The 24,584-nt window shown below is 41.8% G+C and carries 20 protein-coding genes; 4 read left to right on the top strand and 16 right to left on the bottom strand.

Annotated elements, in window-relative coordinates:
• Positions 1-75: 75 nt before the first annotated feature.
• From lspA (BTO21_RS00345) to murJ, 5 genes are all read right to left on the bottom strand, one after another.
• Complete coding sequence (gene lspA, locus BTO21_RS00345) at positions 76-588, bottom strand: signal peptidase II (RefSeq protein WP_045027541.1); 513 nt, start codon at positions 586-588, stop codon at positions 76-78.
• Between the two features lie 169 nt (positions 589-757).
• Positions 758-1,282, bottom strand: a complete 525-nt coding sequence (gene lspA, locus BTO21_RS00340; RefSeq protein ID WP_045027540.1) for a signal peptidase II — start codon at positions 1,280-1,282, stop codon at positions 758-760.
• Complete coding sequence (gene ileS / locus BTO21_RS00335) at positions 1,282-4,122, bottom strand: isoleucine--tRNA ligase (RefSeq protein ID WP_045027538.1); 2,841 nt, start codon at positions 4,120-4,122, stop codon at positions 1,282-1,284. Before ileS ends, lspA (BTO21_RS00340) begins: the two co-directional genes overlap by 1 nt.
• 5 nt (positions 4,123-4,127) lie before the next feature.
• Positions 4,128-5,090 carry a bifunctional riboflavin kinase/FAD synthetase gene (gene ribF / locus BTO21_RS00330; RefSeq protein ID WP_065193980.1) on the bottom strand — a complete coding sequence of 321 codons (963 nt, stop codon included), beginning with the start codon at positions 5,088-5,090 and terminating at the stop codon, positions 4,128-4,130.
• Between the two features lie 185 nt (positions 5,091-5,275).
• The gene (gene murJ, locus BTO21_RS00325) at positions 5,276-6,838 is read right to left on the bottom strand and encodes a murein biosynthesis integral membrane protein MurJ (RefSeq protein WP_045027536.1); all 1,563 of its coding nucleotides are present in this window, start codon (positions 6,836-6,838) and stop codon (positions 5,276-5,278) included.
• 208 nt (positions 6,839-7,046) lie between these two features.
• Between murJ and rpsT the strand changes: the two genes are divergently transcribed.
• Both rpsT and BTO21_RS00315 read left to right on the top strand, forming a co-directional pair.
• On the top strand, positions 7,047-7,307 hold the full coding sequence (gene rpsT / locus BTO21_RS00320; RefSeq protein WP_045027535.1) for a 30S ribosomal protein S20: 261 nt from the start codon (positions 7,047-7,049) through the stop codon (positions 7,305-7,307).
• A gap of 150 nt (positions 7,308-7,457) precedes the next feature.
• On the top strand, positions 7,458-8,090 hold the full coding sequence (locus BTO21_RS00315) for a DUF502 domain-containing protein (RefSeq protein WP_045027533.1): 633 nt from the start codon (positions 7,458-7,460) through the stop codon (positions 8,088-8,090).
• Between the two features lie 67 nt (positions 8,091-8,157).
• On the opposite strand, the gene nhaR is transcribed toward BTO21_RS00315, so the two are convergent.
• The 3 genes from nhaR to nhaA all read right to left on the bottom strand — a co-directional run bounded on the left by nhaR (position 8,158) and on the right by nhaA (position 10,562).
• Positions 8,158-9,042, bottom strand: a complete 885-nt coding sequence (gene nhaR, locus BTO21_RS00310; RefSeq protein ID WP_045027639.1) for a transcriptional activator NhaR — start codon at positions 9,040-9,042, stop codon at positions 8,158-8,160.
• Between the two features lie 118 nt (positions 9,043-9,160).
• On the bottom strand, positions 9,161-9,403 hold the full coding sequence (locus BTO21_RS00305) for a hypothetical protein (protein ID WP_045027531.1): 243 nt from the start codon (positions 9,401-9,403) through the stop codon (positions 9,161-9,163).
• 1 nt (position 9,404) lies between these two features.
• Positions 9,405-10,562, bottom strand: coding sequence for a Na+/H+ antiporter NhaA (nhaA, locus tag BTO21_RS00300; protein WP_045027529.1), 1,158 nt, complete (start codon positions 10,560-10,562; stop codon positions 9,405-9,407).
• A 516-nt stretch (positions 10,563-11,078) separates the two neighbouring features.
• Between nhaA and BTO21_RS00295 the strand changes: the two genes are divergently transcribed.
• Complete coding sequence (locus BTO21_RS00295; RefSeq protein WP_045027528.1) at positions 11,079-12,221, top strand: Na/Pi symporter; 1,143 nt, start codon at positions 11,079-11,081, stop codon at positions 12,219-12,221.
• A 123-nt stretch (positions 12,222-12,344) separates the two neighbouring features.
• Here the strand turns inward: BTO21_RS00295 and BTO21_RS00290 are convergent, their stop codons facing one another.
• From BTO21_RS00290 to rppH, 4 genes are all read right to left on the bottom strand, one after another.
• A complete protein-coding gene (locus BTO21_RS00290) occupies positions 12,345-13,196 on the bottom strand; it encodes a thymidylate synthase (protein ID WP_045027526.1) in 852 nt (283 codons plus the stop codon).
• Positions 13,197-13,306: 110 nt separating this feature from the next.
• Positions 13,307-14,110 carry a sulfite exporter TauE/SafE family protein gene (locus BTO21_RS00285; RefSeq protein ID WP_045027524.1) on the bottom strand — a complete coding sequence of 268 codons (804 nt, stop codon included), beginning with the start codon at positions 14,108-14,110 and terminating at the stop codon, positions 13,307-13,309.
• Positions 14,111-14,147: 37 nt separating this feature from the next.
• Positions 14,148-16,406 carry a phosphoenolpyruvate--protein phosphotransferase gene (gene ptsP / locus BTO21_RS00280; protein ID WP_045027523.1) on the bottom strand — a complete coding sequence of 753 codons (2,259 nt, stop codon included), beginning with the start codon at positions 16,404-16,406 and terminating at the stop codon, positions 14,148-14,150.
• 44 nt (positions 16,407-16,450) lie between these two features.
• Positions 16,451-16,975 carry an RNA pyrophosphohydrolase gene (gene rppH / locus BTO21_RS00275; RefSeq protein WP_045027521.1) on the bottom strand — a complete coding sequence of 175 codons (525 nt, stop codon included), beginning with the start codon at positions 16,973-16,975 and terminating at the stop codon, positions 16,451-16,453.
• 745 nt (positions 16,976-17,720) lie between these two features.
• On the opposite strand from rppH, the gene mutH reads away from it, so the two are divergent.
• Positions 17,721-18,386: a DNA mismatch repair endonuclease MutH gene (mutH, locus tag BTO21_RS00270; RefSeq protein WP_045027520.1), complete on the top strand. Its 666-nt coding sequence runs from the start codon at positions 17,721-17,723 to the stop codon at positions 18,384-18,386.
• A gap of 6 nt (positions 18,387-18,392) precedes the next feature.
• On the opposite strand, the gene BTO21_RS00265 is transcribed toward mutH, so the two are convergent.
• The 4 genes from BTO21_RS00265 to recJ form a co-directional block, all read right to left on the bottom strand.
• A complete protein-coding gene (locus BTO21_RS00265) occupies positions 18,393-19,736 on the bottom strand; it encodes a sigma-54-dependent transcriptional regulator (protein ID WP_202907368.1) in 1,344 nt (447 codons plus the stop codon).
• A 227-nt stretch (positions 19,737-19,963) separates the two neighbouring features.
• On the bottom strand, positions 19,964-21,472 hold the full coding sequence (gene lysS, locus BTO21_RS00260; protein ID WP_045027518.1) for a lysine--tRNA ligase: 1,509 nt from the start codon (positions 21,470-21,472) through the stop codon (positions 19,964-19,966).
• Between the two features lie 32 nt (positions 21,473-21,504).
• Positions 21,505-22,603 (bottom strand): peptide chain release factor 2 gene (prfB, locus tag BTO21_RS00255; RefSeq protein WP_105026648.1). Its coding sequence is split into 2 segments (ribosomal slippage): positions 21,505-22,527 and positions 22,529-22,603, totalling 1,098 coding nucleotides; the frame shifts between segments, so codons are not numbered across the junction.
• Between the two features lie 168 nt (positions 22,604-22,771).
• Positions 22,772-24,496, bottom strand: coding sequence for a single-stranded-DNA-specific exonuclease RecJ (gene recJ, locus BTO21_RS00250; RefSeq protein WP_045027516.1), 1,725 nt, complete (start codon positions 24,494-24,496; stop codon positions 22,772-22,774).
• Between the last annotated feature and the right edge of the window lie 88 nt (positions 24,497-24,584).

Genomic DNA, 24,584 nt, shown 5'->3' with positions numbered 1-24,584 from the left:
AACAACAAAGAGCCGCGGGTATCAACGTATGAACACTAGGGGTTTATTTAAACTTGATCGCTACCACATGGTATTTTATGCCGTGGTTAGCTTTTTCCTACTACTTAGTAGATATAATAATACGCCACAAAAAATCGCAACATCAGCTACATTAAAAATAGCAAAGTGATGCGTTTTATAATAAAAATCTAAAAAATCAATCACAAATCCATAGTGAATACGATCAAAAAGATTACCTAGCGCGCCACCAATGATCAACGCACAACCAATATTATGTGTCGTTTTAATGATTGATGCTTGTCGCATTTGGTAGCTTAAAAAGCCACAAACAACGATAGCAATAAGCGCAAACAACCAGCGTTGCCAGCCACCTTCAGTACTTAAAAAGCTAAAAGCTGCGCCAGTATTATGGACATAATACAAATTCATAAAAGGCAACACGGCAATCGGCGTTGATCCATTAGCCGCCATGGTGCCCATCACTAGCATTTTACTCAGATAATCGATCATGAAAATAATCATCGCTACCCACAGCCAGCGCAGGCCTGAACGTTGCTCAAATTTAGGGGTTCGTTCTATTGTTGCCATTCGCTCATTCTTCCTCAATCATGCACACCATTCACAGTAACCCAGTATAAGCGACATTTTGACGACTTTGGTCTTGTCATGGTCAAACATAAATAGCACTCAATCATAACCAAAAAAAAACGCCACCTGTAAATACAGGCAGCGTTTTATTTTAATAACTTATTAATACTTAGTGCGCTTTAGCTGCTTTCTCTGCTCTAAAACCATCAAGAATCAACAATGCAGCACCTAAACAAATGGCTGAATCGGCAATATTAAATGCAGGCCAATGATAATTACCGTAATAAAAATCAAGAAAGTCGACCACAAAACCGTGGTATAGGCGATCAAATAAATTACCTAGCGCGCCACCAATAATCAATGCATAGGCAATATTTGCCATTTTATTGGTTACGGGGGTGCGGCGCATCCACATTGTCAATAAGCCACAAACACCAAACGCAATCGCTGCAAACAACCATCGTTGCCAACCACCTGCACTACTTAAAAAACTAAATGCAGCGCCAGTATTGTGCACATAGAGTAAATTAAAGAACGGAGTGATCTCAATCCGGTTTGGCCAGCCATAGCCCATCGTGTCCATCACCAATAGCTTAGAGCCATTGTCGATAATAAATACCACAATCGCTAGCCATAACCAGCGAATACCCGATTGTTTAAGCGTCAACGCTTGCTGAGGTGCTGAATTAGTCATTAGGCAAATTTACGCTCTTCGCCGTCGCCATCGATGTTAGTTACACAACGACCACACACTTCTTCGTGTCCAGCAATCGTGCCTACATCAGCAACATGGTGCCAACAACGCTCACATTTCGCCGCTTCAGAAGCATTTACAGTCACAAATAATCCTTCGATATCTGTTTCTTGTGCGCCTTCAGGCTTGCTATCAGCAACAACAACGTGTGCTTTTGATGTTAGCAATACAAAACGTAATTCGTCTTCTAGCTTATTCAATTTCGCTGCAAGCTCTGCATTCGCTGTAAGCGTGATCTCAGCTTGTAGTGAACCGCCAATGACTTTTTCGCTACGTGCTGTTTCAAGTAACTTGTTCACGGCACCACGAACTTGTTGAATCTCAGCCCAGAAATCGTTATTCAGCGCTTCGTCTTCAGCAAGACCAAATAAACCATCGAACCACTCACCCGTAAACACGAATTGATCACGCTTACCTGGCATTTCGTTCCAGATTTCATCGGCGGTGAATGACATAATAGGAGCCATCCAACGTACAAGTGCTTCTACGATGTAGTAAAGCGCCGTTTGACAGCTACGTTGTGCATGACCACCACGTTTTGCTGTGTATTGACGGTCTTTAATAACGTCTAAGTAGAATGAACCCATTTCAACTGAACAGAACTGCATTAAACGCTGGGTTACTGTGTGTAAGTTATAGTCTTCGTATGCTTTAACAATCTCTTCTTGAGCTGCCATTGCACGACCTACAGCCCAACGATCTAGCGCGACCATTTCTTCAACAGGCACACAATCAGTTTCAGGGTTGAAGCCATTTAGGTTCGCAAGGAAGAAACGCGCAGTGTTACGAATACGACGGTAAGCATCTGCAGAACGCTTTAGGATCTCGTCAGAAACCGCAACTTCGCCAGTGTAATCGGTTGATGCAACCCATAGACGTAGAATATCAGCGCCAAGCTTGTTGGTTACATCTTTTGGTGCTACCACGTTGCCCACTGATTTCGACATTTTACGGCCTTGACCGTCAACCACGAAGCCGTGTGTTAACACTTGCTTATACGGGGCTTTGTCTTTCATCGCTACCGATGAAATCAATGATGATTGGAACCAACCACGGTGTTGATCTGAACCTTCAAGGTAAAGATCGGCTGAATGGCCATTAAACTCAGGACGGCTATCAACTACTGAGAAGTGGGTTACACCAGAGTCAAACCATACATCTAATGTATCCAGTACTTTCTCGTAATTAGCTGCATCTTCTGCGCTCATTACGTCAGTCAGTTCAAGATCCCACCACGCTTGAATACCCTTTTGTTCAACCAATTGAGCTACTTTTTCAATTAGCTCTAATGTTTGTGGGTGAAGCTCTTGGGTTTCTTTATGGATAAACAGTGCAATTGGCACACCCCAAGTACGTTGACGAGAGATACACCATTCAGGACGGCCTTCAACCATTCCTTCAATGCGGCTTTGGCCCCATTCTGGCATCCATTGTACGTTCTTGATTTCTTCTAATGCTTTAGCACGCAGACCGGCTTTATCCATAGAGATAAACCACTGTGGCGTTGCACGGAAGATGATAGGTGTCTTGTGACGCCAGCAATGTGGGTAGCTGTGAGTAATTTTAGAGAAATGTAACAATGAACCATGTTCACGTAATACATCGACAACTACTTCGTTAGCTTTAAATACGTGTTGACCGGCAAAAAGCTCAGTATCAGGTAAGTAAACACCATTGCTACCAACAGGGTTAGCAATTTCAAGGTTGTATTTTTGACCGACCACGAAGTCTTCTTGACCGTGGCCTGGTGCAGTGTGTACACAACCCGTACCTGATTCAGTAGTGACGTGATCAGCAAGTACTACTGGTACATCAAAACTGTAGAATGGGTGATTAAAGTGCATTAGCTCTAATTCTTCACCTTTACAGAAACCAAGAATTTCTGATTCTTCAAAGCCAACACGTGCCATTACTTCTTTCACAAGCTCTGCCGCGACGATTAAACGTTGTGGTTGAGAATGTGCGTCAGTGACAGGTGTTTGTACCAATGCGTATTCAAGATCAGCACTAACAGCGACTGCGCGGTTAGCTGGCATTGTCCACGGTGTGGTTGTCCAGATAACAATCGACACATCGCCTTCGCCTTGATCTGCAACACAGCCAAACTTCGCTAATACTGCTGCTTCATCTACCGCTTTAAATTTAACATCGATAGATAGCGATACTTTATCTTGGTATTCAACTTCAGCTTCAGCCAATGCAGAACCACAATCAGTACACCAGTGAACAGGTTTAAAACCTTTCAGTAGGTGATCTTTGTCGGCAATTTTACCTAGCGCACGAATGATGTTCGCTTCAGTGCCAAAATCCATTGTACGGTATGGCTTGTCCCACTCACCTAGTACACCTAGACGAATGAAACTTTCTTTTTGACCTTCAACTTGGCCAGCTGCGTATGTGCGACATTTTTCGCGGAATTCAGCTGCAGTTAATTTCTGACCCGGCTTACCAAATTTCTTTTCTACCATTAATTCAATCGGTAGACCGTGACAGTCCCAACCAGGGATGTACGGTGAATCAAAGCCAGAAAGCGTCTTTGATTTAATAATAATATCTTTAAGAATCTTGTTTAACGCGTGACCGATGTGAATATCACCGTTAGCGTAAGGAGGGCCATCGTGTAATACGAAAGATTTTTTACCTTTCTTAGCTTTACGAATTTCACCGTAAAGATCTTCATCATACCAACGCTTAAGCATTGCTGGCTCACGTTGAGCTAGGTTGCCTCGCATCGGAAACCCTGTTTCAGGCAGGTTCAGGGTATCTTTATAGTCACTCATGGATTCTAGATTCCGTTACTTGGGCGAAGTTGGACATTATTACGCTCAGACAGCCACACCCGTGCTGCTTGAGCATCTCGTTCGATTTGACATTTAAGCGCATCGAATGATTCAAATTTTTTTTCGTCACGCAACTTATGGCGTAACACGACTTCAAGCTGGCGACCATAAAGATCCGCTTGATAATCAAATAGGTGTACTTCAAGTTGTTGTCGTACACCTTTTACTGTAGGTCGGTGACCAACATTAGCCACACCAGCAATAGGTGTAGCCGTAATGCCTAAAACTTCTACTGCATATACCCCAGCAACGGGTGAAACACGCCGCTTTAATGGAATATTCGCTGTAGGAAAGCCGATGGTACGGCCTAATTTTCTGCCGTGTGAGACACGACCACGAAGACTGTACGATCGACCAAGCATTTGTTCTACTTGTTCTAATTCATCATTGGCTAAAGCCTGACGAATTGCAGTACTGCTTACTCGCTGCTTAGAAACACAAAAACTTGCCGTACTGATTACTTCAAATCCATATTTCTTGCCAGCAGCCACCAGCATCGCAAAATCACCACGTCGATCTTGACCAAAACGAAAGTCATCACCAATTACCAGAAATTTAACACCCAATTGCTTTACCAACAAGCATTCGACGAAATATTCAGCAGTCATGGACGCAAAATGATGATTAAAATTAACACACAATAATCGATCAATGCCGACTTTTTTTAATTCGACATATTTTTCACGAAACCGGGTTAATCTTGCAGGGGCTTTATCGCCTGCAAAAAGTTCCTGCGGTTGCGGTTCAAACGTCATCACTGTGGCAGCTAACCCTATTGAATGCGCTTTAGCTATCACCTGTTTGAGTAACGTTTGATGACCAAGATGCACACCGTCAAAATTACCGATTGTCAGCACGCAACCATGATGGTGCGGCTTAATATTAGGTATACCTCGAATTAATTCCATAGCTGATTTAACGATGTCAGTACTCATAAGGCTATTCGTTCATCCTACAATCAGGTTACTTGTTTATATGATGACCAATAACAGCCAAAAAATTAATAACTGGATAAGTAATCCACCACTTTTAACTGCTGAAAATATCTTTTCTGCGTAAAACTGGTGAATTATATACTAATCGGCAGTTGCAATCAGCTCTCAGCACGCAGATGACGCGGGCGAACGCCTAAAATAATCGCACACAGTAGATAAAGACTACTACCGCCTAAAATCAACCCAACGAGCCACAGTATCCGTTCCAGTAAATGAAATGCTAACCACTGCTCTGTGGTAGGGCTGAACCATAATAACCCACTCACCATCACCACACCGGCAATAGCCAAACGCAATACAAACAATAATGTCTGACGACTGACTCGGTAAATATTACCTTTGTGCAAACCTCGATATAGCAATGCTGCGTTTAGAAAAGCAGATAACACGCTTGCAATTGATAAACCGACATAGCCATAGAACGGGGCAAATATACCGTTAAACACCATATTACTAACCATGGCAATAATACCAATTTTCACAGGTGTTTTGGTATCTTGACGAGCGTAATATCCCGGTGCAAAGACTTTAATCAACATATAGTTAAGTAAGCCAGCTGACACTACCCACAATGACATCGCGGTTTGGTTAACATCATACAGATCAAATTCACCGCGCATGAACATCACCATTAACATTGGTTTGGCTAAGATGATCATACCAAGCATCGCAGGGATACCTAAGATCAGCACCATTCGCACCCCCCAATCCATGGTATGCGAAAATTGCTCAGGCGATTTATCAACATGCTTACGTGCTAAAGCGGGCAAGATCACCGTCGCAATCGCAATACCAAACAATCCTAATGGGAATTCTAATAGGCGATCTGAATAATATAACCAACTGATTGAACCCGTCATCAAAAAACTGGCAATCAATGTATCGAGCAATAAGTTAATTTGAGTCACTGAAACGCCAAACAGTGCCGGTAGCATCAGTTTACGTATCTTCGTCACGCCAGGGTCATTCCAGCCCCATTGTGGACGGACTAAATAGCCTTCTCGATATAAAAATGGCAGTTGAAAACAAAATTGCACCAATCCACCGATAAATACCCCGAGCGCTAAACCGATTTCTGGCTTGGCTAAGTGAGGAGCAACAAACACCGCACACCCAATAATCGCAATATTAAGAAACACCGGTGTAAACGATGAAATCGCAAACTTACCCAATGTATTTAAGATTGCGCCAGATAACGCCACAAAGGTCACAAACCACAAATAAGGAAAAGTGATTTTCAATAACAAACTGGCTAATTCAAATTTTTCAGCGCCAGGCGAAATGTTATGCATCCAATCCCAAAACCAGCCAAAACCAAACAATGCAGTGACAACACCCGAGCCTAATACCCCAAGTAATGTCACGATGGTGACTATGCCGCCTAACGTTCCTGCAGCTCGCGCAATTAACAATCGAGTCCGATCAACATCACCTGCAGCATGGTATTCAGTTAAAACTGGTACAAAGGCTTGCGAAAAAGCCCCTTCTGCAAAAAGGCGACGTAAAAAGTTGGGAATTTTGTTGGCAAAGAAAAAAACATCGGCCGCAGCCCCTGCTCCCATAAGGTTCGCCACCACCACATCTCGGACTAAACCGAGCACGCGAGACACCAAAGTCATGGCGCTAACTATCATTCCAGAGCGTAAAAGACGCTTACTCACAAAAAAACCTCATAAAAAGATGTTCAGAAAGGTGACTTCTGAATCGAAATACTGCTAAAATCTGTCGCCATATTAACCGTGTTAATCCGCAAGTGCCAACTAGATTGGTATGGCGGTTATTTGCACGAATCATTTGACAATGATTAAGATTAAGGGCATAGTCCTCGGCCTTAAATTGTCACCATACCAAGATTTGGGAGTTACACCCTTGGCAAATATCAAATCTGCTAAGAAACGTGCACTAACTTCAGAAAAACGTCGTCAGCATAACGCTAGCCGTCGTTCTATGATGCGCACTTTCTTCAAGAAAGTAATTATCGCTATTGAAGCTGGTAATAAAGAAGCTGCAACACTAGCTTTCGCTGAAATGCAACCTGTTATGGATCGCATGGCTACTAAAGGCCTGATCCATAAGAACAAAGCTGCACGTCACAAAGCTCGTTTAACAGCGAAAATCAAAGCTCTTTAATTTTAATTAATGAGTCTAGATTAAAAAAAACCGACCTTAGGGTCGGTTTTTTTATGTCTCTTCATTAGCCATCGTCTATAAAACCAGCATTTAAATTGTAAACAATTGCTAACTTTATAGTTGAATTTATTTCACATCTTCGAGCATAAAATGAAAAAAACGCTATTACGCGGCTTGTTCAACGTTCTGCCGCTAGTATTAAGTATTTGGTTATTCTGGTCACTTTTTGAGTCATTAGATGAAGTAGGCAGTTTTTTATTTGGCCTTGTTCATATTACTGAACTCTTCAAAGGTGCTGGTTTTTTACTCATTTTGACCTTATTGTTCATTGCTGGACTACTTTTCTCTGTCAGCCCTATCGCATGGCTATATGATTTTGTGATTCGCCAATTAATGCGCTTCCCGTTTTTTAAAACGGTTTATAGCAGTATTAATGACATTGCTTCACTAATGAGCAGCGACAATAAAAATAAAAGTCAGCAAACAGTGCTGGTGCATCAAGCCAACAATACCTATGTCGTCGGCTTTATTATGTCTAACGACACCCCTGAGCCGCTGACAAACGCATTACCCGACGGTGATTGGGTTCCAGTGCTCTTTCCCCTCAGCTATCAAATAGCAGGTATTACAACGCTGGTGAAACGCGAAGACTTAACTATGGTTGATTGGTCGTTTGAAGATGCAATGCGTTATAACTTAACCGCAGGCATTTCAGTCTCAGCAAAAGAAGGCAAAGAAAAAGAGCAACAAATAACAGATCACGCTATAAATGAACCGAAGTAATCGATCTGTCATAGCAAAAACGATGATTAGCGCCTTATGATATTAAGGCGTTAATAAAATAGAAAGCTTAAAACAAAGTACTAAAATCAGCAGCACAAATACGTTTTACTGCCGGGTGCATGATCATTCGCTCCGCAAAAATAACAAAATACTCATCACAGATATCTGTCACTCGTTTCACTTCAAAAACACGACTATTACTCGTTAACTCATCAGCATAGATCGACGGTGCGATAAACATCGATTTATGATAACAAGCAAACGCCTTCATTAATGCTGCATCATCAAACTCACCTAAAATATTCGGCGTGATGCCCTGCTGATCAAACCATTGATACAATTTACGCCCCATTGCAGAACGTCGACTAGGGACTAACAGCTTATAATCTTCAATACATGCGGGGAAATCTGCATCAGATAAATCATCGGTACAAAAAAAACTCATCGCAGATTCGCCGAGCTTTTTACTGTATAACCCCGGATTTTGGGTCGAACTTACCGGGCAATCAGATAAGATCATATCTAATTTATGTTGTGATAACTGCTCTAACAACATTTCGTGGGTCGATTCAAAACAGCTTAATTGGATTCGATGATCATCCGGAATCCCTTCTAACAACACCTGACTCACTAAGCGTTTTGACAAAGCATCGGCAACACCAACTTCAAATAATTGGTTTTCACGTTGAGTATAATTAATACGATCGAGCATTTGATAACTTAAATCAAACATCTTATCGGCATATTTAAATACTAATTGCCCAAGCTCTGTTGGTTCAATATTACGGCCAACACGTTTAGTTAACTTGCCTTTGAGTCGATCTTCTAATGACCGAATTTGGCCGGTTACCGTTTGAGGCGTTAGAAATAATGCATCAGCAGCTTTCGTTACTGAGCCTTGTTTGCAGACCATCCAAAAATAATAAAGATGGTTATAATTTAAGTGAGACATTGCCGCTATTTTAAATAAAAAAACCCAGCGACAAAGCTTACGCTGTGCCACTGGGCTGTTCAATGTTTGACACCATAAATTATAGTAAAATCAAACCAAGATCGTCTTTACGTTACAATTAACGTTGCAGTCGTTCTAAATTGCGTACCCGCTCGCCACCACGTTGTTCTAACGCACGTTGACGAAATGAGCTTTCAGGTACCACAGTAGATGTTTTTACTGCTGTCGCTTTGGCATCATTGATCCCTTGTAAGTATGCTTGGCATAACTTAGAACGATCGCCATCAATACACTGCTGATAATTAGCAGCGACACTCGGTAGTGAAAATAAACACGCAATAACAACTAACAACGTTTTCATATTACACCTCTGATTTAGGTAGTGTTTTACTCAACATTATGTAACCAACAATAGCTGCAACCGTTGAACCTAATAATATTCCAAGTCGTGAATAAGTCGCAAAGCTCTCATCTGCACCAACAAATGCCAGTGATGAGATGAAAATCGACATCGTAAAGCCGATACCACAAAGGACAGATACTGCAAAAATATGTTTGAAGTTAATCCCATCCGGTAATTTTGCTAAGCCGGTTTTAACGGCAATGAAACATGCAGTAAATATGCCGACAGGCTTACCAATAAATAATCCCGCGGCAATACCAATAGGTAGCATTGACGATAAACTCGCTAAAGACACACCTGTTAGTGATATACCTGCATTAGCAAACGCAAATAATGGCAAGATGAAGAAAGCCACATAAGGATGTAATGCATGCTCAATCGTTTTCAGTGGTGAATGCGTATCAGAACGGCCATCTTTACCGGCTAATGGCACAGCGAAGCCTAATACCACACCCGCCAACGTTGCGTGAACACCTGATTGCAGCACACTGAACCATAAAATAGCACCGACAATTAAGTATAATGGAATACTGGTGATGTTCTTTAAGTTCATAAAAACCAGTGTCGCTGTCGCGGCAAATGCCACAGTTAGCGCGATAGTCGATATATCAGAACTATAGAATAAAGCGATAATAACAATCACACCTAAGTCATCAATAATAGCCAGTGCTAATAAGAAAACTTTTAAACTCACCGGTACGCGATTACCGAGTAATGCCATCACACCAAGTGCAAAAGCAATATCAGTTGCCGCTGGAATTGCCCAGCCTTTAACAGCCATCGGATCGCCGTAGTTAAATGCGGTATAAATCAATGCTGGCGCAATCATGCCGCCGACAGCAGCAATGGCAGGGAAAATAGCTTTTTCTTTAGTATTAAGTGCACCTTCAATCAATTCACGCTTAACTTCTAATCCAATTAAGAAAAAGAAAATAGCCATTAAGCCATCATTGATCCAATGTGCTACTGATAATCCTGCAATATAGCTATGCAAAGTGTCAGTATATACAGACGCTAACGGTGAGTTAGCAATAACCATTGCAATTAATGCAGCGATAATAAGAATAATACCGCCAGCTGATTCTAATTTAAGAAACTTACGAATAGCATCGGTCATTGACCGTCACTCCTTTAACTATATTATCCACGCGATCCAAGTTGCTCTGCCTATTAAGGTTAGCAACATACTTGGTCATCTCAATTAAATTTAGTGTAAACGTCATCCTGATCATCTGAAAAATCGTTTGTATAGATATAAATACTCGGTAAAACCGAAAGGTTGTAGTTGTAGCGATACTATATCCGCATTGTTCATCTACGGCTATACATTAGATTTATACTGAAAATAAAATAAATAGCAAAATTTTACTTTAAATGAGCATTACTTTGTAATTTTTACATCTAAAAACAAATTTAATTAAAAACCAATTAGAAACAATCTACTAGGGTGTATTAGTGCAACCTGACATTGTGTAATTTAATCGGTTGCTCTCTCATTTCGCTGACAAAGCTCGAACAAATATTCATTTATGACACTCAGTGTAATATTTCTGAAATATAACCAAACTACTATTCACGCAGATTTCAACAAAATGACACCTAAACGACATATTCCTGTCATGGAGAAATGATTATGACTACCCAAGCCACTACTGCTGCATCTAAGTTCAGCTCTATGCGTTGGGTCCGCTGGGCCAACCTAGCGTTCATGCTATATTTGTTACTCGTTGCTGTATCTATGGTCAGCGGCGGTTTTAAATGGTCTGTAGGCGAGCAAGCAAAAACATTATTTGAATTTGCCTCTCACCCTGTTGCAGGCTTAATGATTGGTTTAATTGCCACAGCACTTATTCAATCATCAAGTACTGTAACTTCAATTATTGTTGGTTTGGTAGCCGGTGGTTTACCTGTAGAAACGGCGATTCCAATGGTAATGGGTGCCAATATCGGTACCACATTAACAAATACGTTAGTTAGTTTAGGTCATGCTCGTTGTAAAGAAGAATTCCGTCGCGCATTTGCAAGTGCTACGGTACACGATTTCTTTAACTTATTAGCTGTTGCCATTTTCCTACCATTGGAAATGATGTTTGGTGTACTTGATAAGTTATCAGGTTGGTTAGTCTCGCCGTTCTTAAAAGCGGGCGATATGAGCATGAACGGCATGGATTTCATGAAGCCGTTAACGCAACCAGCGGTTGATTTAGTAAAAGGTCCACTAGAAGCATTTGGTCAAAGCGGTGGTTTTGGTCTAATCATCCTAGGTATTGCGTTGATTTTTGTCTCTATCACGCTAATGGGTCGTCTAATGCGAGGCCTAATGGTGGGTCGTGCGCGTGATATTCTAAAGAACGCTATTGGTCGCGGTCCATTACATGGCATTGCTTCAGGTACAGCGGTAACAGTTCTTGTACAGTCATCATCAACAACAACAAGTTTGATGGTACCGCTAGTAGGTACAGGTGTATTAACAGTGCGTGAAGTGTATCCGTTCACCCTTGGTGCAAACATCGGTACTTGTATCACTGCACTACTGGCTGCAACCGCAGTATCAGGTGATCATTCAGTATTTGCACTCCAGATTGCACTGGTACACTTCTGCTTTAACGTGTTAGCGACAGTATTGATTTACGGTGTACCGTTCTTACGTGAAATTCCACTTAAGTGCGCGTTCTTCCTTAGCGATTTAGCAACGAAGAACAAAGCCGCTGTTGCGGGTTACCTTGGCCTAGTATTCATTGCTATCCCAGGTTCAATCCTAGCGTTTACTGCTTAATCGTTACGCTGAGTAAATAGCACAATTAAATAAAAAGCCCCGTACAAGCAATTGTGCGGGGCTTTTTGTTATCTCTAATTTACCATCAATAAATTATGGTCATCGAGCTAGATAATCGTATTGTTATACTGAAAATGGATATTGAATTGGCGCATGATGCTCATAACCCACCACCTCAAAATCATCTAAGGTTACCCATGTTTCTAAATCTTCTAACGAAGTGATCTTAGGGTTAATAATTAATTGTGGCGATGCAAATGGCGTGCGCGTTAATTGCTCATCACGCATTAATGGCAATTGATCTTCATAAATATGGGCATTAATGATTTTATGGTAAGCCTGACCCGGTTTGTTACCCGTAATTTGAGCCATTAACGCAAGTAACGTAAACACTTGAACTTGGTTGAAATTAAGCCCTAGCGGCACATCACAAGAACGTTGAGCACTGGTGAGATACAAAGTATCCCCTAGTAATGAAAACGTATGAGTGTGCATACATGGACGCAAACAACCCATATCAAACTCACCTGGATTATAAAACGTCAGAATTTCACCACGATCATCAATCCCTTTGGTTAAGTCATCAACAATCTTCTTTAGTTGATCGATAACAGTCCCATCGGCTTTTTGCCAGCGACGACCTTGAACCCCATAGACGCGCCCCATATCATCTTCACCTTTGCGGTGCGGATTATCGAGCCATGCTTGGTTATCATTAGCATTGGCGTTCCAGGTATTACAACCAATCGCACGAAATTGAGCCGCATTATCATAGCCGCGCAGATAACCCAGTAATTCAGCAATCGCTGCTTTCCAAAAGCTTTTTCGAGTAGTGATCAATGGAAATTGATTATTAGCAACATCATAGGTTAAATCGGCATTGATAACCGTTAGACAACGTTTCCCTGTACGCTCATTTTCAATCCATACACCATCATCAACAATTCGCTGACATAACGCTAAGTACTGTTTCATCGTCCTACCCGTTAAATTAATGACGCCCAGCAAAAGCTAGGCGTCTAAAGTCGTTACTTTTAATTCTATCAGAATATATCGTTATAATTATTGCTCACTCACAATTTTTACTAACTTAAAAACATCTTGATGCTGATGATAAAGAGCAGTATGGCAAACATTTTTTTAAGGGTTGCAGTGGGTAAACGTGTTACCAATGCCGCGCCATAGCGAGTAGTGATCATTGAGGTTGCAGCAATACCCACTAATGCAGGTAAATAGACATAACCGACACTGTAAGCGGGTAAATCAGCACTGCCGACGCCAGCAAAAATAAACCCAATCATACCTGAGACGGCAATAAGAAAACCAACTAACGATGCCGAGCCAATAGCACGACGCATTTCAACCCCAAAATAACTCAAATATGGCACCGTTAATGAACCGCCACCAATCCCCGCTAAACTCGATAATAATCCGATCACACAACCACCAGCAGCCGATGCCAGTGCACTCGGTAATGGCCGAGCATGTGTTACTCGTAGCGATAACATCATTTGTAATGCTAATAACAACACAATTACCGCAAACACTTTTGGTAGATATTGCGCTGGTACTAATTCAGCCACCACACTCCCACTAAGCCCACCGACAATGATCCCCGGTGCCAACACTTTAACCACTGAAAAATCAACATTTCCCAATCTAAAGTGATTGCGAGCAGAAGCCATTGAGGTCATAACAATACTGGCTAGCGACGTTGCTAACGCAATATGCATTAACATTGAGGGTGCGATACCCGCTTGCGGTAGCAACCACACCAATGCTGGCACCACCAATAAACCACCACCAATCCCAAGTAACCCGGCTAATAACCCCACCACTGAGCCTAAAATTAAGCACATCGAAAAAAGCCACATCATGCTTTCATGCATATTCACTACCCATTAATTTTTCCAACATACACTATCATTATTTATTACCCGCCCGAATAAAGCCGCCCAGTTGATGCTGCTCAATAAATGCTGTCGTTAGTTTACGTACATCAGCGGCGACATCAACTTGCAGTGCTTGAGTCGCTAATAATGTCATATCTGCACCATTAATATGCCGTAAAATATATTTAATCTTGGCGACATTACGCGCATTCATACTCAACGAGCGATAGCCCATCCCAACTAACAACAATGCCCCTACAGGATCTCCTGCCAACTCACCGCAGACACACACTGGCAATTGATATTTTTCAGCACTATCAACAATATGTTTTAACGCATGTAAAACCGCAGGATGGAGAGCATCATACACACTGGCAACGCGAGCATTATTACGATCGACGGCCAATAAATATTGAGTTAAATCATTACTCCCGACCGATATAAAATCAACCCGACCGACTAACGCATGGAGTTGATATAACATCGACGGTACTTCGATCATGACCCCAATTCGCGGCTTATGCAGTTGTTTCCCTGCGGCTAATGCTGTTTGAGCGACATCGGCATACGCACGTTCAATAATGGCTTTAGCATCATCGAGTTCATTAATCCCCGAAATCATCGGCAATAAAATATCCATGTTATTTAAGCCAATACTGGCCCGTAACATTGCGCGTACTTGGATCATGAATATTTCAGGGTGATCGAGTGTAAACCGAATCCCACGCCAGCCCAGAAAAGGGTTATCTTCTTCAATAGATAGGTAAGGTAACGGTTTATCACCACCAATATCTAACGTTCGCATTACCACCGGTTGATGGGGGTAAGTGTGTAAAATAGTACGATATTGGTTAATTTGATCTTCTTCGGAAGGAAAACTGCGTTGGAGCAAAAAAGGAACTTCAGTGCGATATAAACCAACACCATCAATGCCTTTATTAACAGCGAGATGAGAATCCGCACTTAATCCAGCATTAATATGCACCATAATTCGTTGTTGATCTTTGGTCACTGCGTGTTGTTGTTGATCACCTTCAACAATTTTTTCAAGCTCATCATCTTCACGTAATAAACGCCGATATTCAGCCAATACATGTCGGTTAGGGTTCACTAAAAAGTCACCACGATAACCATCAACGACCACAATATTGTTATGAACCGTGTGCGGGGTAAAATCGACTCCCATGATGGCAGGAATACCTAAGGCGCGCGATAAAATAGCAGCATGTGAATTCGCTGCGCCATCTTGGGCAACGACTGCGGCCAACTTCCCTACCGGCACCGTTGCTAGCATCGCAGCGGTTAATTCTCGCGTTAGCAGCACAATGGGCTCGTCCCACTGCTGCTCATTAGGCTTGTCATCACATAAAAAATACAATAACCGTTGTCCAAGCTCACGAATATCACGTGCACGCTCTTTAAGGTACTGATCTTTCATATTGTCAAAACGATTAGAATACGCCTCAACCACTTGCCTAACCGCCCACTCAGCTTGATCGCCACTATCAATGCGCGCTTTAAGATCTTTTCTTAATAACGGATCGTTAAGTAAATGGCTAAAGAGATCAAAAATAGCGAGGGTTTCTTGTTGTAAGTCGCTATCAAAACGCTTACGTAAACGGCGAAATTCTTTGCCTGCAGAATCAATCGCAATCGTTAATCGCTCTTGTTCTGCATGAGAATCTAAACATGATGCAGGAGCAACCTGCTCTAATAATGGTTGGGTGTCATCCCACCACGCTTTCGCAACCGCGACCCCACTTGATGCAGCCGATCCCGTTAAATGGAGTCGATTACCCTTTTCAAACCACATTCCTTGCGCTTTAGCGTGCGCTAAAATACCCGCTAACTGGGCCGCAAGCGTGACTAAAAAAGATTCTTCACTCTCAGTAAATTCACGTTGCTCACGCTGCTGAACCACAATAACGCCGAGCACTTGGCGCTGATGTATAATCGGAGTACCAAAAAAGGATCGAAAAGATTCCTCTCCGATCCCTGGTAGGTGTTTAAAACGAGGATGTAAGCGAGCATCAGCAATATTTAATGGCTCAGCGCGTTGACCCACCAATCCCACCAACCCTTGATCAAAGCGTAAACTAATACGCCGCCGAGATTTATTGAGCCCCTGCGTCGCCATCAAGGTATAAACCTGACGCTGATGATCAGCAATGTAGACTGAACAACAATCAGTCTTCATTACCTGAGTCGTGTTTGAAACTAATTGATCCAATGCATCAATCAATGTGTGGGCGCTGACAACCTTGTCAACAATTTCTCTTAGCTGTGTCAGCATAACGAGCCTTTAATTGTTCCCTGTGAGCCAATAACCTCTACTTGCTAGTTGCGCTTGTTCTTAATGCGCTTAAATTTACGTTCTTTCCATTCTTTAAATGGCATTGCGACAGCAGCAAACTCTTTTAAAGCTCGGCGATATACATCTCGCTTAAAAGAAACAACTTGCCTTACTGGGTACCAATAACTTACCCAACGCCAACCATCAAATTCTGGTGTAGCACCACGCTGCATATTGACCTTGGACTCATCGCATTCCAAACTCAGCAAAAACCATTTTTGCTTTTGACCGATACAAACAGGTTTTGAATCCCACCGTACAAGACGTTTAGGTAATTTATAACGTAACCAATGACGGCTTGACGCAATAATCCTGACATCTTTTTTGGTTAATCCTACTTCTTCATACAATTCACGGTACATGGCTTGTTCAGGGGTCTCACCTTCATCAATGCCACCTTGCGGAAATTGCCAAGAATGTTGTCCATATCGTCGAGCCCAAAATACCTGGCCATGGCCATTGCAGATAACGATCCCTACATTAGGGCGGTATCCATCGCCATCAATCACTGGACGACCTCAAGTATAAATATCTATTAATAGTGATTTTTTCATAGTAGACGGGATCGGTAAACAAACATTCATCAATATTGATCAGTTTTACTCAATGTAAACGTTATTCTGGATAACTTTGCATAATGATGACTTTACCAACAGCCAAGTGAGACACGCCCCACATTTATTCACTCTTTCTGTGGATAGATTTGTGTAGAAACCTAAAAAAAGCATATATAAGTGACTATTAATATTTTATAACTACCCATTTAAAAATTTAAAAAAACAAAAATTAACCTTTATAAACATAACTATAACTAAAAATAAAAGTCATAATAAATAAAAATAAAGCCGACTTTCACACCACGAAAAAACGATCGGTCAAAGATCAACCAATAACGACATTACCTATAAATACCCCGTCACCACAACGAATAAAACCCAACCATAATGATTACTATGTCACCACCATACTGTATAGATACTCAGTTAAGGTGAAAAAAAATATTTTCAAAAAAAAAGCTGTGGATATCTTTTTATTTTGATCTTAGCCTTAAATAACCACTACAAGTTACTTATAATTAAGCTATCAGTATCTATAATGCCATTGTCGCAACACCAGATGATCACAATGAATCATTGCTTACTGATAACGATCAACCGTGATCTTCTCATACTGTTATCGCTGATATGATAGTATTATCAGCCAATCAAATTTCTAACCTTCGCCTTATCACAATACTTTATGAGCTAACAACCGATGCAATCACCACCAAAAACAGAAGCTGAATTACTTCATCGAGCCCAACAATTAGCCGGCATGACGCTGGGTGAATTAGCCGCTGTAGCTGGCATCATTCCCCCTCCCGATCTTAAACGTGATAAAGGTTGGGTTGGACAATTATTAGAATGGCATTTAGGTGCTACTGCTGGCAGCAAACCCGTCCCTGATTTTATGGAACTCGGCATTGAGCTTAAAACGATCCCTATTAGCTACCAAGGTACACCGTTAGAAACCACGTTTGTCTGTGTGGCACCTTTAATTGGGGTTCAAGGTTTGCAATGGCATAACAGCCATATTCGGCACAAACTAGCGCGAGTATTATGGGTCCCCGTTGAAGGAGAACGTGATATTCCACTTGAAGATCGCCATGTTGGCTCAGCGTTACTATGGAGTCCTAGTGCCGAAGAAGAGGCACAATTACAGCAAGATTGGGAAGAATTAATGGACCTGATTGTATTAGGCCAAGTAGAAACTATTACCGCTCGCCATGGTGAGGTACTGCAATTACGCCCCAAAGCCGCTAACAGTAAAGCACTAACAGAAGCTTATGGCGCTAATGGCCAACCAATAAAAACCCTGCCCCGTGGTTTTTATTTAAAAAAACAATTTACAGTGCAATTACTGCAACGGTACTTTATTTAACCCGCTTTACGCATGGCCTTGACGAAAACAACGTGGTGGCGGAATTAACTCATGTTTATTGAGCAAGCGGTACATGGTTGCTCTTGAAACCCCTAACTCGCGCGCGGCCGCAGAAATTTGACCTTTATTATTTTCTAATACAGTTAATAACGCGTTACGTTCAGATTCTTCTCGTACTTTTTTCAAACTTAACTTATCGTCAACTAAGCGTGGAATATCCAATTGCTCAGCTTCAATACATTTATTCTCCGCTAACAATACTGCCCGTTTCATTTGGCAAATAAGCTCGCGCACATTACCCGGCCACGGATATTGTAATAACATTGCTTGGGCTTGTTCCGATAAATATTTGGCAACACTATTATACTGACGGGCATATTTTAATAATAAAAACTCCGCCAAAAAAATAATATCATCACTACGTTCACGTAATGTCGGCACCGTTAGTGATACCACATTTAACCGAAAATATAGCTCTCGGCGAAGCGTCGTTAAAGAGACTAAATGCTCAAGAGAATGATGAGTGATTGAAATAACACGAATATCAACGGTAATCACACAACCATTGGTATCATAATAACTGCCATCCGCTAACACTTGGTATAACGCTTGCTGACAATCATCACTTAAGGCAGTAAATTCTTCAAGGATCAATACACCATTATTCGCCGCAGCAAATACCGACTCAGTACCATGGCTGGTTTCAGTCAGCCAATCTGCGGTCATGGTTTCACAATTAATCCGTATCACCTGTTGCTTAGCACGTGCTGACGCTTTAAAAATAGCATCCGCGACTAATATTTTTCCTGTCCCTATTTCACCACTGATGACCACCGATACATCGCTTAACGCGATACGCTTTACTTGATCGCGCAGTTTTTTCATCACTGCGGTCGATCCCTGTAAACCTTGTTGTCCCAAATTACCCAATTGAGGCCATACTTGACGTTCTAAATTCAACATCCCGATTTGATGACCGATAGTTTGCAATAATCGCTCTGGAGGAATGGGTACAGAAAAATAATCGAGACAAAAATTAACGATAAATTGACCAATGGCTTCATTGTTCAGTTGATCATCACGTACAATCGCAATCCACCGTACTTGTTTATTACGATTTACCATCGCTGAAAAACTATGAATACTAAAATCATCATGGCTAAGATCGACGACACCAATGCAAGGACCTATTTCTAACAATAAGGTTTCTGCTGTGCGTAAATCATAACAACGATGACATAGCCAACCCGCAGTCTCCATTACTGGCAACCATTTTTGATTATTGCCGCCAAAAACAACTAAGGTATTCAAAATAGCTGCCTTAGGTTTTTTTACTGTCCCGATTGTCATTTATCCCTCCATTAATAAAGCAATTATCTCTTGTAACATTGAACAACTGCTTTACGAATGATATACGAACAAATGCAACTTGTTTAGTATAATATGGTTAAGCTAATATAAATTACTGATGTCACTTATATTACTATCGAGTAATCCTCTATTTGTCACTTTTTTGACTCTTTTTTTTAGACAAAAAAAACCACCGCCTCAGCGATGGTTTTTTAATCACAATTCGATTAGTTATTTGTTTGTGGGCGCATTGCCGGGAACAAAATAACATCACGAATAGTATGTGTGTTAGTAAATAACATCACTAAACGGTCAATACCAATACCTTGACCCGCTGTTGGTGGTAAGCCATGCTCTAGCGCAGTAATGTAATCTGCGTCGTAGTACATTGCTTCATCATCACCCGCATCTTTAGCGTTAACCTGTGCTTTAAAGCGCTGGTCTTGATCTTGTGCATCGTTCAGCTCAGAGAAACCATTTGCTACTTCACGGCCACCGATGAAGAATTCAAAACGATCGGTAATGAATGGATTTTCATCGTTACGACGAGCAAGAGGTGAGATATCTGCTGGGTATTCAGTAATGAATGTTGGTTGCATTAGTTGAGGTTCAGCGGTTTCGCCAAAGATCTCTTCTAATAGTTGACCACATGTCCAGAAGCTTTCAACATCGACGTGTACTGATTTTGCAATCTTAACCATTAGCTCACGATCAGCAACGCCTTCGTAAGTTAATGCTTGAATTTCTGCATGCTCAGGGTTGTATTGCTTGATCGCATCTAACATGCTGATACGTGCGTACGGACCTGCAAATTCAACTTCAAACTCGCCATAAGGCATTTTTGAAGAGCCTAGAACATCAATCGCAACGCTGCTTAGCATTTCTTCTGTAAGATCCATCAGATCATGGTAATCAGCATACGCCATGTAGAATTCCATCATCGTGAATTCTGGATTATGACGTGGAGATAGACCTTCATTACGGAAGTTACGGTTAATTTCGAACACACGCTCAAAACCACCAACCACTAGACGCTTAAGATAAAGCTCAGGTGCAACACGTAAGTACATGTCGATATCTAGCGCATTATGGTGCGTGATAAATGGACGGGCTGTTGCACCACCAGGGATCACGTGCATCATTGGTGTTTCAACTTCCATGAAGTTTTTTGTTACCATGAAATTACGGATCGCTGAAACCACTTTTGAACGAATAATAAATGCACGACGAGAATCGTCATTCACAATCAGATCAACATAACGCTGGCGGTAACGCATTTCTTGGTCAGTTAAACCATGGAATTTTTCTGGTAATGGACGCAGTGCTTTTGTTAGCAACTCGTAGTTATCCATCTCGATGTAAAGATCACCTTTACCCGATTTGTGCAGCGTTCCTTTAACACCGATGATGTCACCGATATCAAGACCAGAATATTTTTCTTTTAGCTCTTTCTGAACATCTTTAGATGCATAAGCCTGAATACGGCCAGACACATCTTGGATTGCAAGGAAAGGACCACGCTTCGCCATAACACGGCCAGCGATGGCATAGATATGACCAGCTTGTTCAAGCTCTTCCTTGGTCATCTCACCGTGTTTTGCTTGTAGATCAGCCGCTAAACTATCACGACGAAAATCATTTGGATGGCCATTTGCTTTGCAATTTTTGCGGATCATGTCTAATTTAGCACGACGCTCAGCAATCAGTTTATTTTCATCTTGTACTTGGTCAGTCATGGGGTATCCCTTAAAATTTTACTGAAATTCGGTTAAAGACCTGATTTCAAGCTAGCTTCAATAAAACGGTCTAAATCACCGTCCAATACTGCTTGGGTGTTTCTGTTTTCCACCCCAGTACGTAAATCTTTTATACGGGAGTCATCCAATACATAAGAACGGATTTGACTGCCCCAACCAATGTCTGATTTGGTATCTTCACTGGCTTGCTTTTCAGCATTTTGTTTTTGCATTTCATATTCAAACAATTTTGCTTTTAACTGCTTCATTGCTTGATCTTTGTTCTTATGCTGAGAACGATCGTTCTGACACTGTACAACAAGGTTTGTTGGTAAGTGTGTAATACGTACCGCAGATTCAGTGGTGTTTACGTGTTGACCACCCGCACCTGATGCGCGGTATACGTCAATACGTAAATCAGAAGGATTGATATCAATAACGATATTGTCATCAATTTCTGGATACACAAATGCTGATCCGAACGAAGTATGACGACGGCCGCCTGAGTCAAACGGTGATTTGCGCACTAAACGGTGAACACCTGTTTCAGTACGTAACCAACCATAAGCATACTCACCGCTAATGCGTACGGTAACAGATTTAAGACCTGCTACATCGCCAGCAGAGATTTCAATGATCTCGCTCTTAAAGCCTTTGGCATCAGCCCAACGCAAATACATGCGGAGCATCATTGATGTCCAATCTTGCGCTTCAGTACCACCAGAACCCGCTTGAAGATCAAGATAGCAATCAGAACTATCATGATCACCAGCAAACATACGACGAAATTCTAACTTAGCTAACTTAGCTTCAAGCTCAGCTAACTCAGGTTCAATCTCATCAAAGGTTTCTTGATCGTCTTCTTCAACCGCTAACTCAAGTAGGCCAGCGACATCTTCAACGCCTTGGTCTAATAGGTCAATGGTTTCAACTACCGCTTCCAATGCTGCACGTTCTTTACCTAACGCTTGTGCGCGCTCAGGTTCGCTCCATACATCTGGTTGCTCTAACTCTGCATTGACCTCTTCTAGACGCTCTTTTTTAGCATCATAGTCAAAGGTACCCCCTAAGGATGTCAGTACGTGCTGACACATCCTCAAGTCGGTTTTTAATAGGATTAATTTCGAACATCGCCACGCTTCATTACCGAAATAGATATAACCGCAAGATTCTATCGAATTGTAGATAGAATATACAGAGGGAGAGAAAGGTTATCAGAAAATTAATCAAAATATGGTGACAATCTAGGCTGTCAACGCCAAGATCCTCACCATTAATCGCTGACTTATCAGACTATGGTTATTTTGCGACTAAATGCTCAACCATTAACTGTACACTGCGATTGCCTCGAAATTCATTCACATCGAGGCGATACACCAATTCAATTTGCTGTACTGAGGCATCAGGCCAGAGTTTTAGATCAACATTAAACGCAATTGCATCAATAACACTACCACCAGCTAATGGTTCAACCATTATTTTTAGGTGTTTTCCTGCCACCAACTTTTGGTGCAATAATCGAAACGTGCCATCAAAGGTCGGTTCAGGAAATTGTTGTCCCCACGGCCCACCTGCGCGTAGTGTTTCCGCCGTTTCTAATGTCAGTTCATGCGGCAGTAATTCACCATCACTGAGCAAGATGCCTTGTAATGCATCTTCGTCTAATACATTACGTACCGCAGCATCAAAGGCAACACTAAAGGCTTCCAGTTGAGACTCAGGGATCGTCAGTCCAGCCGCCATCGCATGGCCACCAAATTTTAAAATCATTCCAGGATGTTGGGTATCAACCACATCCAACACATCCCGCATATGTAATCCCGCGATAGAACGACACGAACCTTTTATTTCACCATTACCCGCATCAGCAAAAGCAATCACCGGACGATGATATTTATCTTTGATCCGTGAGGCTAAAATACCGATAACACCTTGATGCCAATCGCGTTGAAACAGCACTAACCCATAAGGCATATCTTGGTGGTTAAACTGCAACCGCTCACAAATAGCAAGGCCTTCTTCTTTCATTCCTTGTTCTATTTCTTTGCGGGTTTGATTGAGCGCATCAAGCTCTGATGCCATTCGACGCGCCGCTTGAATATTGTCACACAACAACAATTCTACCCCAAACGACATATCGTCTAATCGCCCAGCAGCATTAATACGAGGCCCCAATGCAAACCCAAGATCACTCGCGATCAATCGCGCAGGATCACGATTAGCCACTTCAATTAATGCTTGAATACCCGGGCGACATTTTCCAGCACGAATACGCTGTAATCCTTGATGGACGAGAATGCGATTATTACCGTCTAAAGCGACCACGTCAGCAACAGTACCAAGCGCCACTAAATCAAGTAGTTCTGCAAGGTTAGGCACAGCCAATGCTTGCTGTTCAAACCAACCGTTATTTCGCAGTTCTGCCCGCAGAGCCAACATTAAATAAAATGCGACACCGACACCACATAAGGCCTTTGATGGAAAACCACATTGATCAAGGTTGGGATTGACCATTGCATCGGCAGCAGGTAAACAATCCCCTGGTAGATGATGATCAGTAACCAGTACCTGTACCCCTTGCGCTTTTGCGGCTGCAACACCAGTAATCGATGACACGCCATTATCCACCGTCATGATTAATTCAGCACCACGATCAATCGCTTGTTGCGCCACTTCTGGGCTTAGACCATAGCCATCATCAAACCGATTGGGGACTAAATAATCGACATTACGACAACCCAACATTTTCAATGCAAGTACCGATAAGGCGGAACTGGTTGCGCCATCAGCATCAAAATCACCGACAATAATAATCCGCGTATTATTAGCGAGTGCGGTAACTAATAACGCCACCGCATCAGCCATGCCATAGAGTTGATTATAATTAAGTAATCCTTTAGCACCGCGCTCAAGTTCTGCATCATTGGTGATGCCGCGGCTGGCATAGATACGTTGTAAAATAGCGGGAATAGCACTAGAGAAGCCTTGAGGATCGGCAACAGGACGACGCTTGATTTCTATCATAATAACGGCTTCTTTAATGGAATGATTATCTTTTCATCTTAACCAAATCACTACTAACAAAAAAGCCTGATATCACTATCAGGCTTTT

Origin of the sequence: Photobacterium phosphoreum (assembly GCF_002954725.1) — a bacterium.
Lineage (GTDB): Bacteria > Pseudomonadota > Gammaproteobacteria > Enterobacterales > Vibrionaceae > Photobacterium > Photobacterium phosphoreum.
This window is presented reverse-complemented; position numbering and strand designations above follow the sequence as displayed.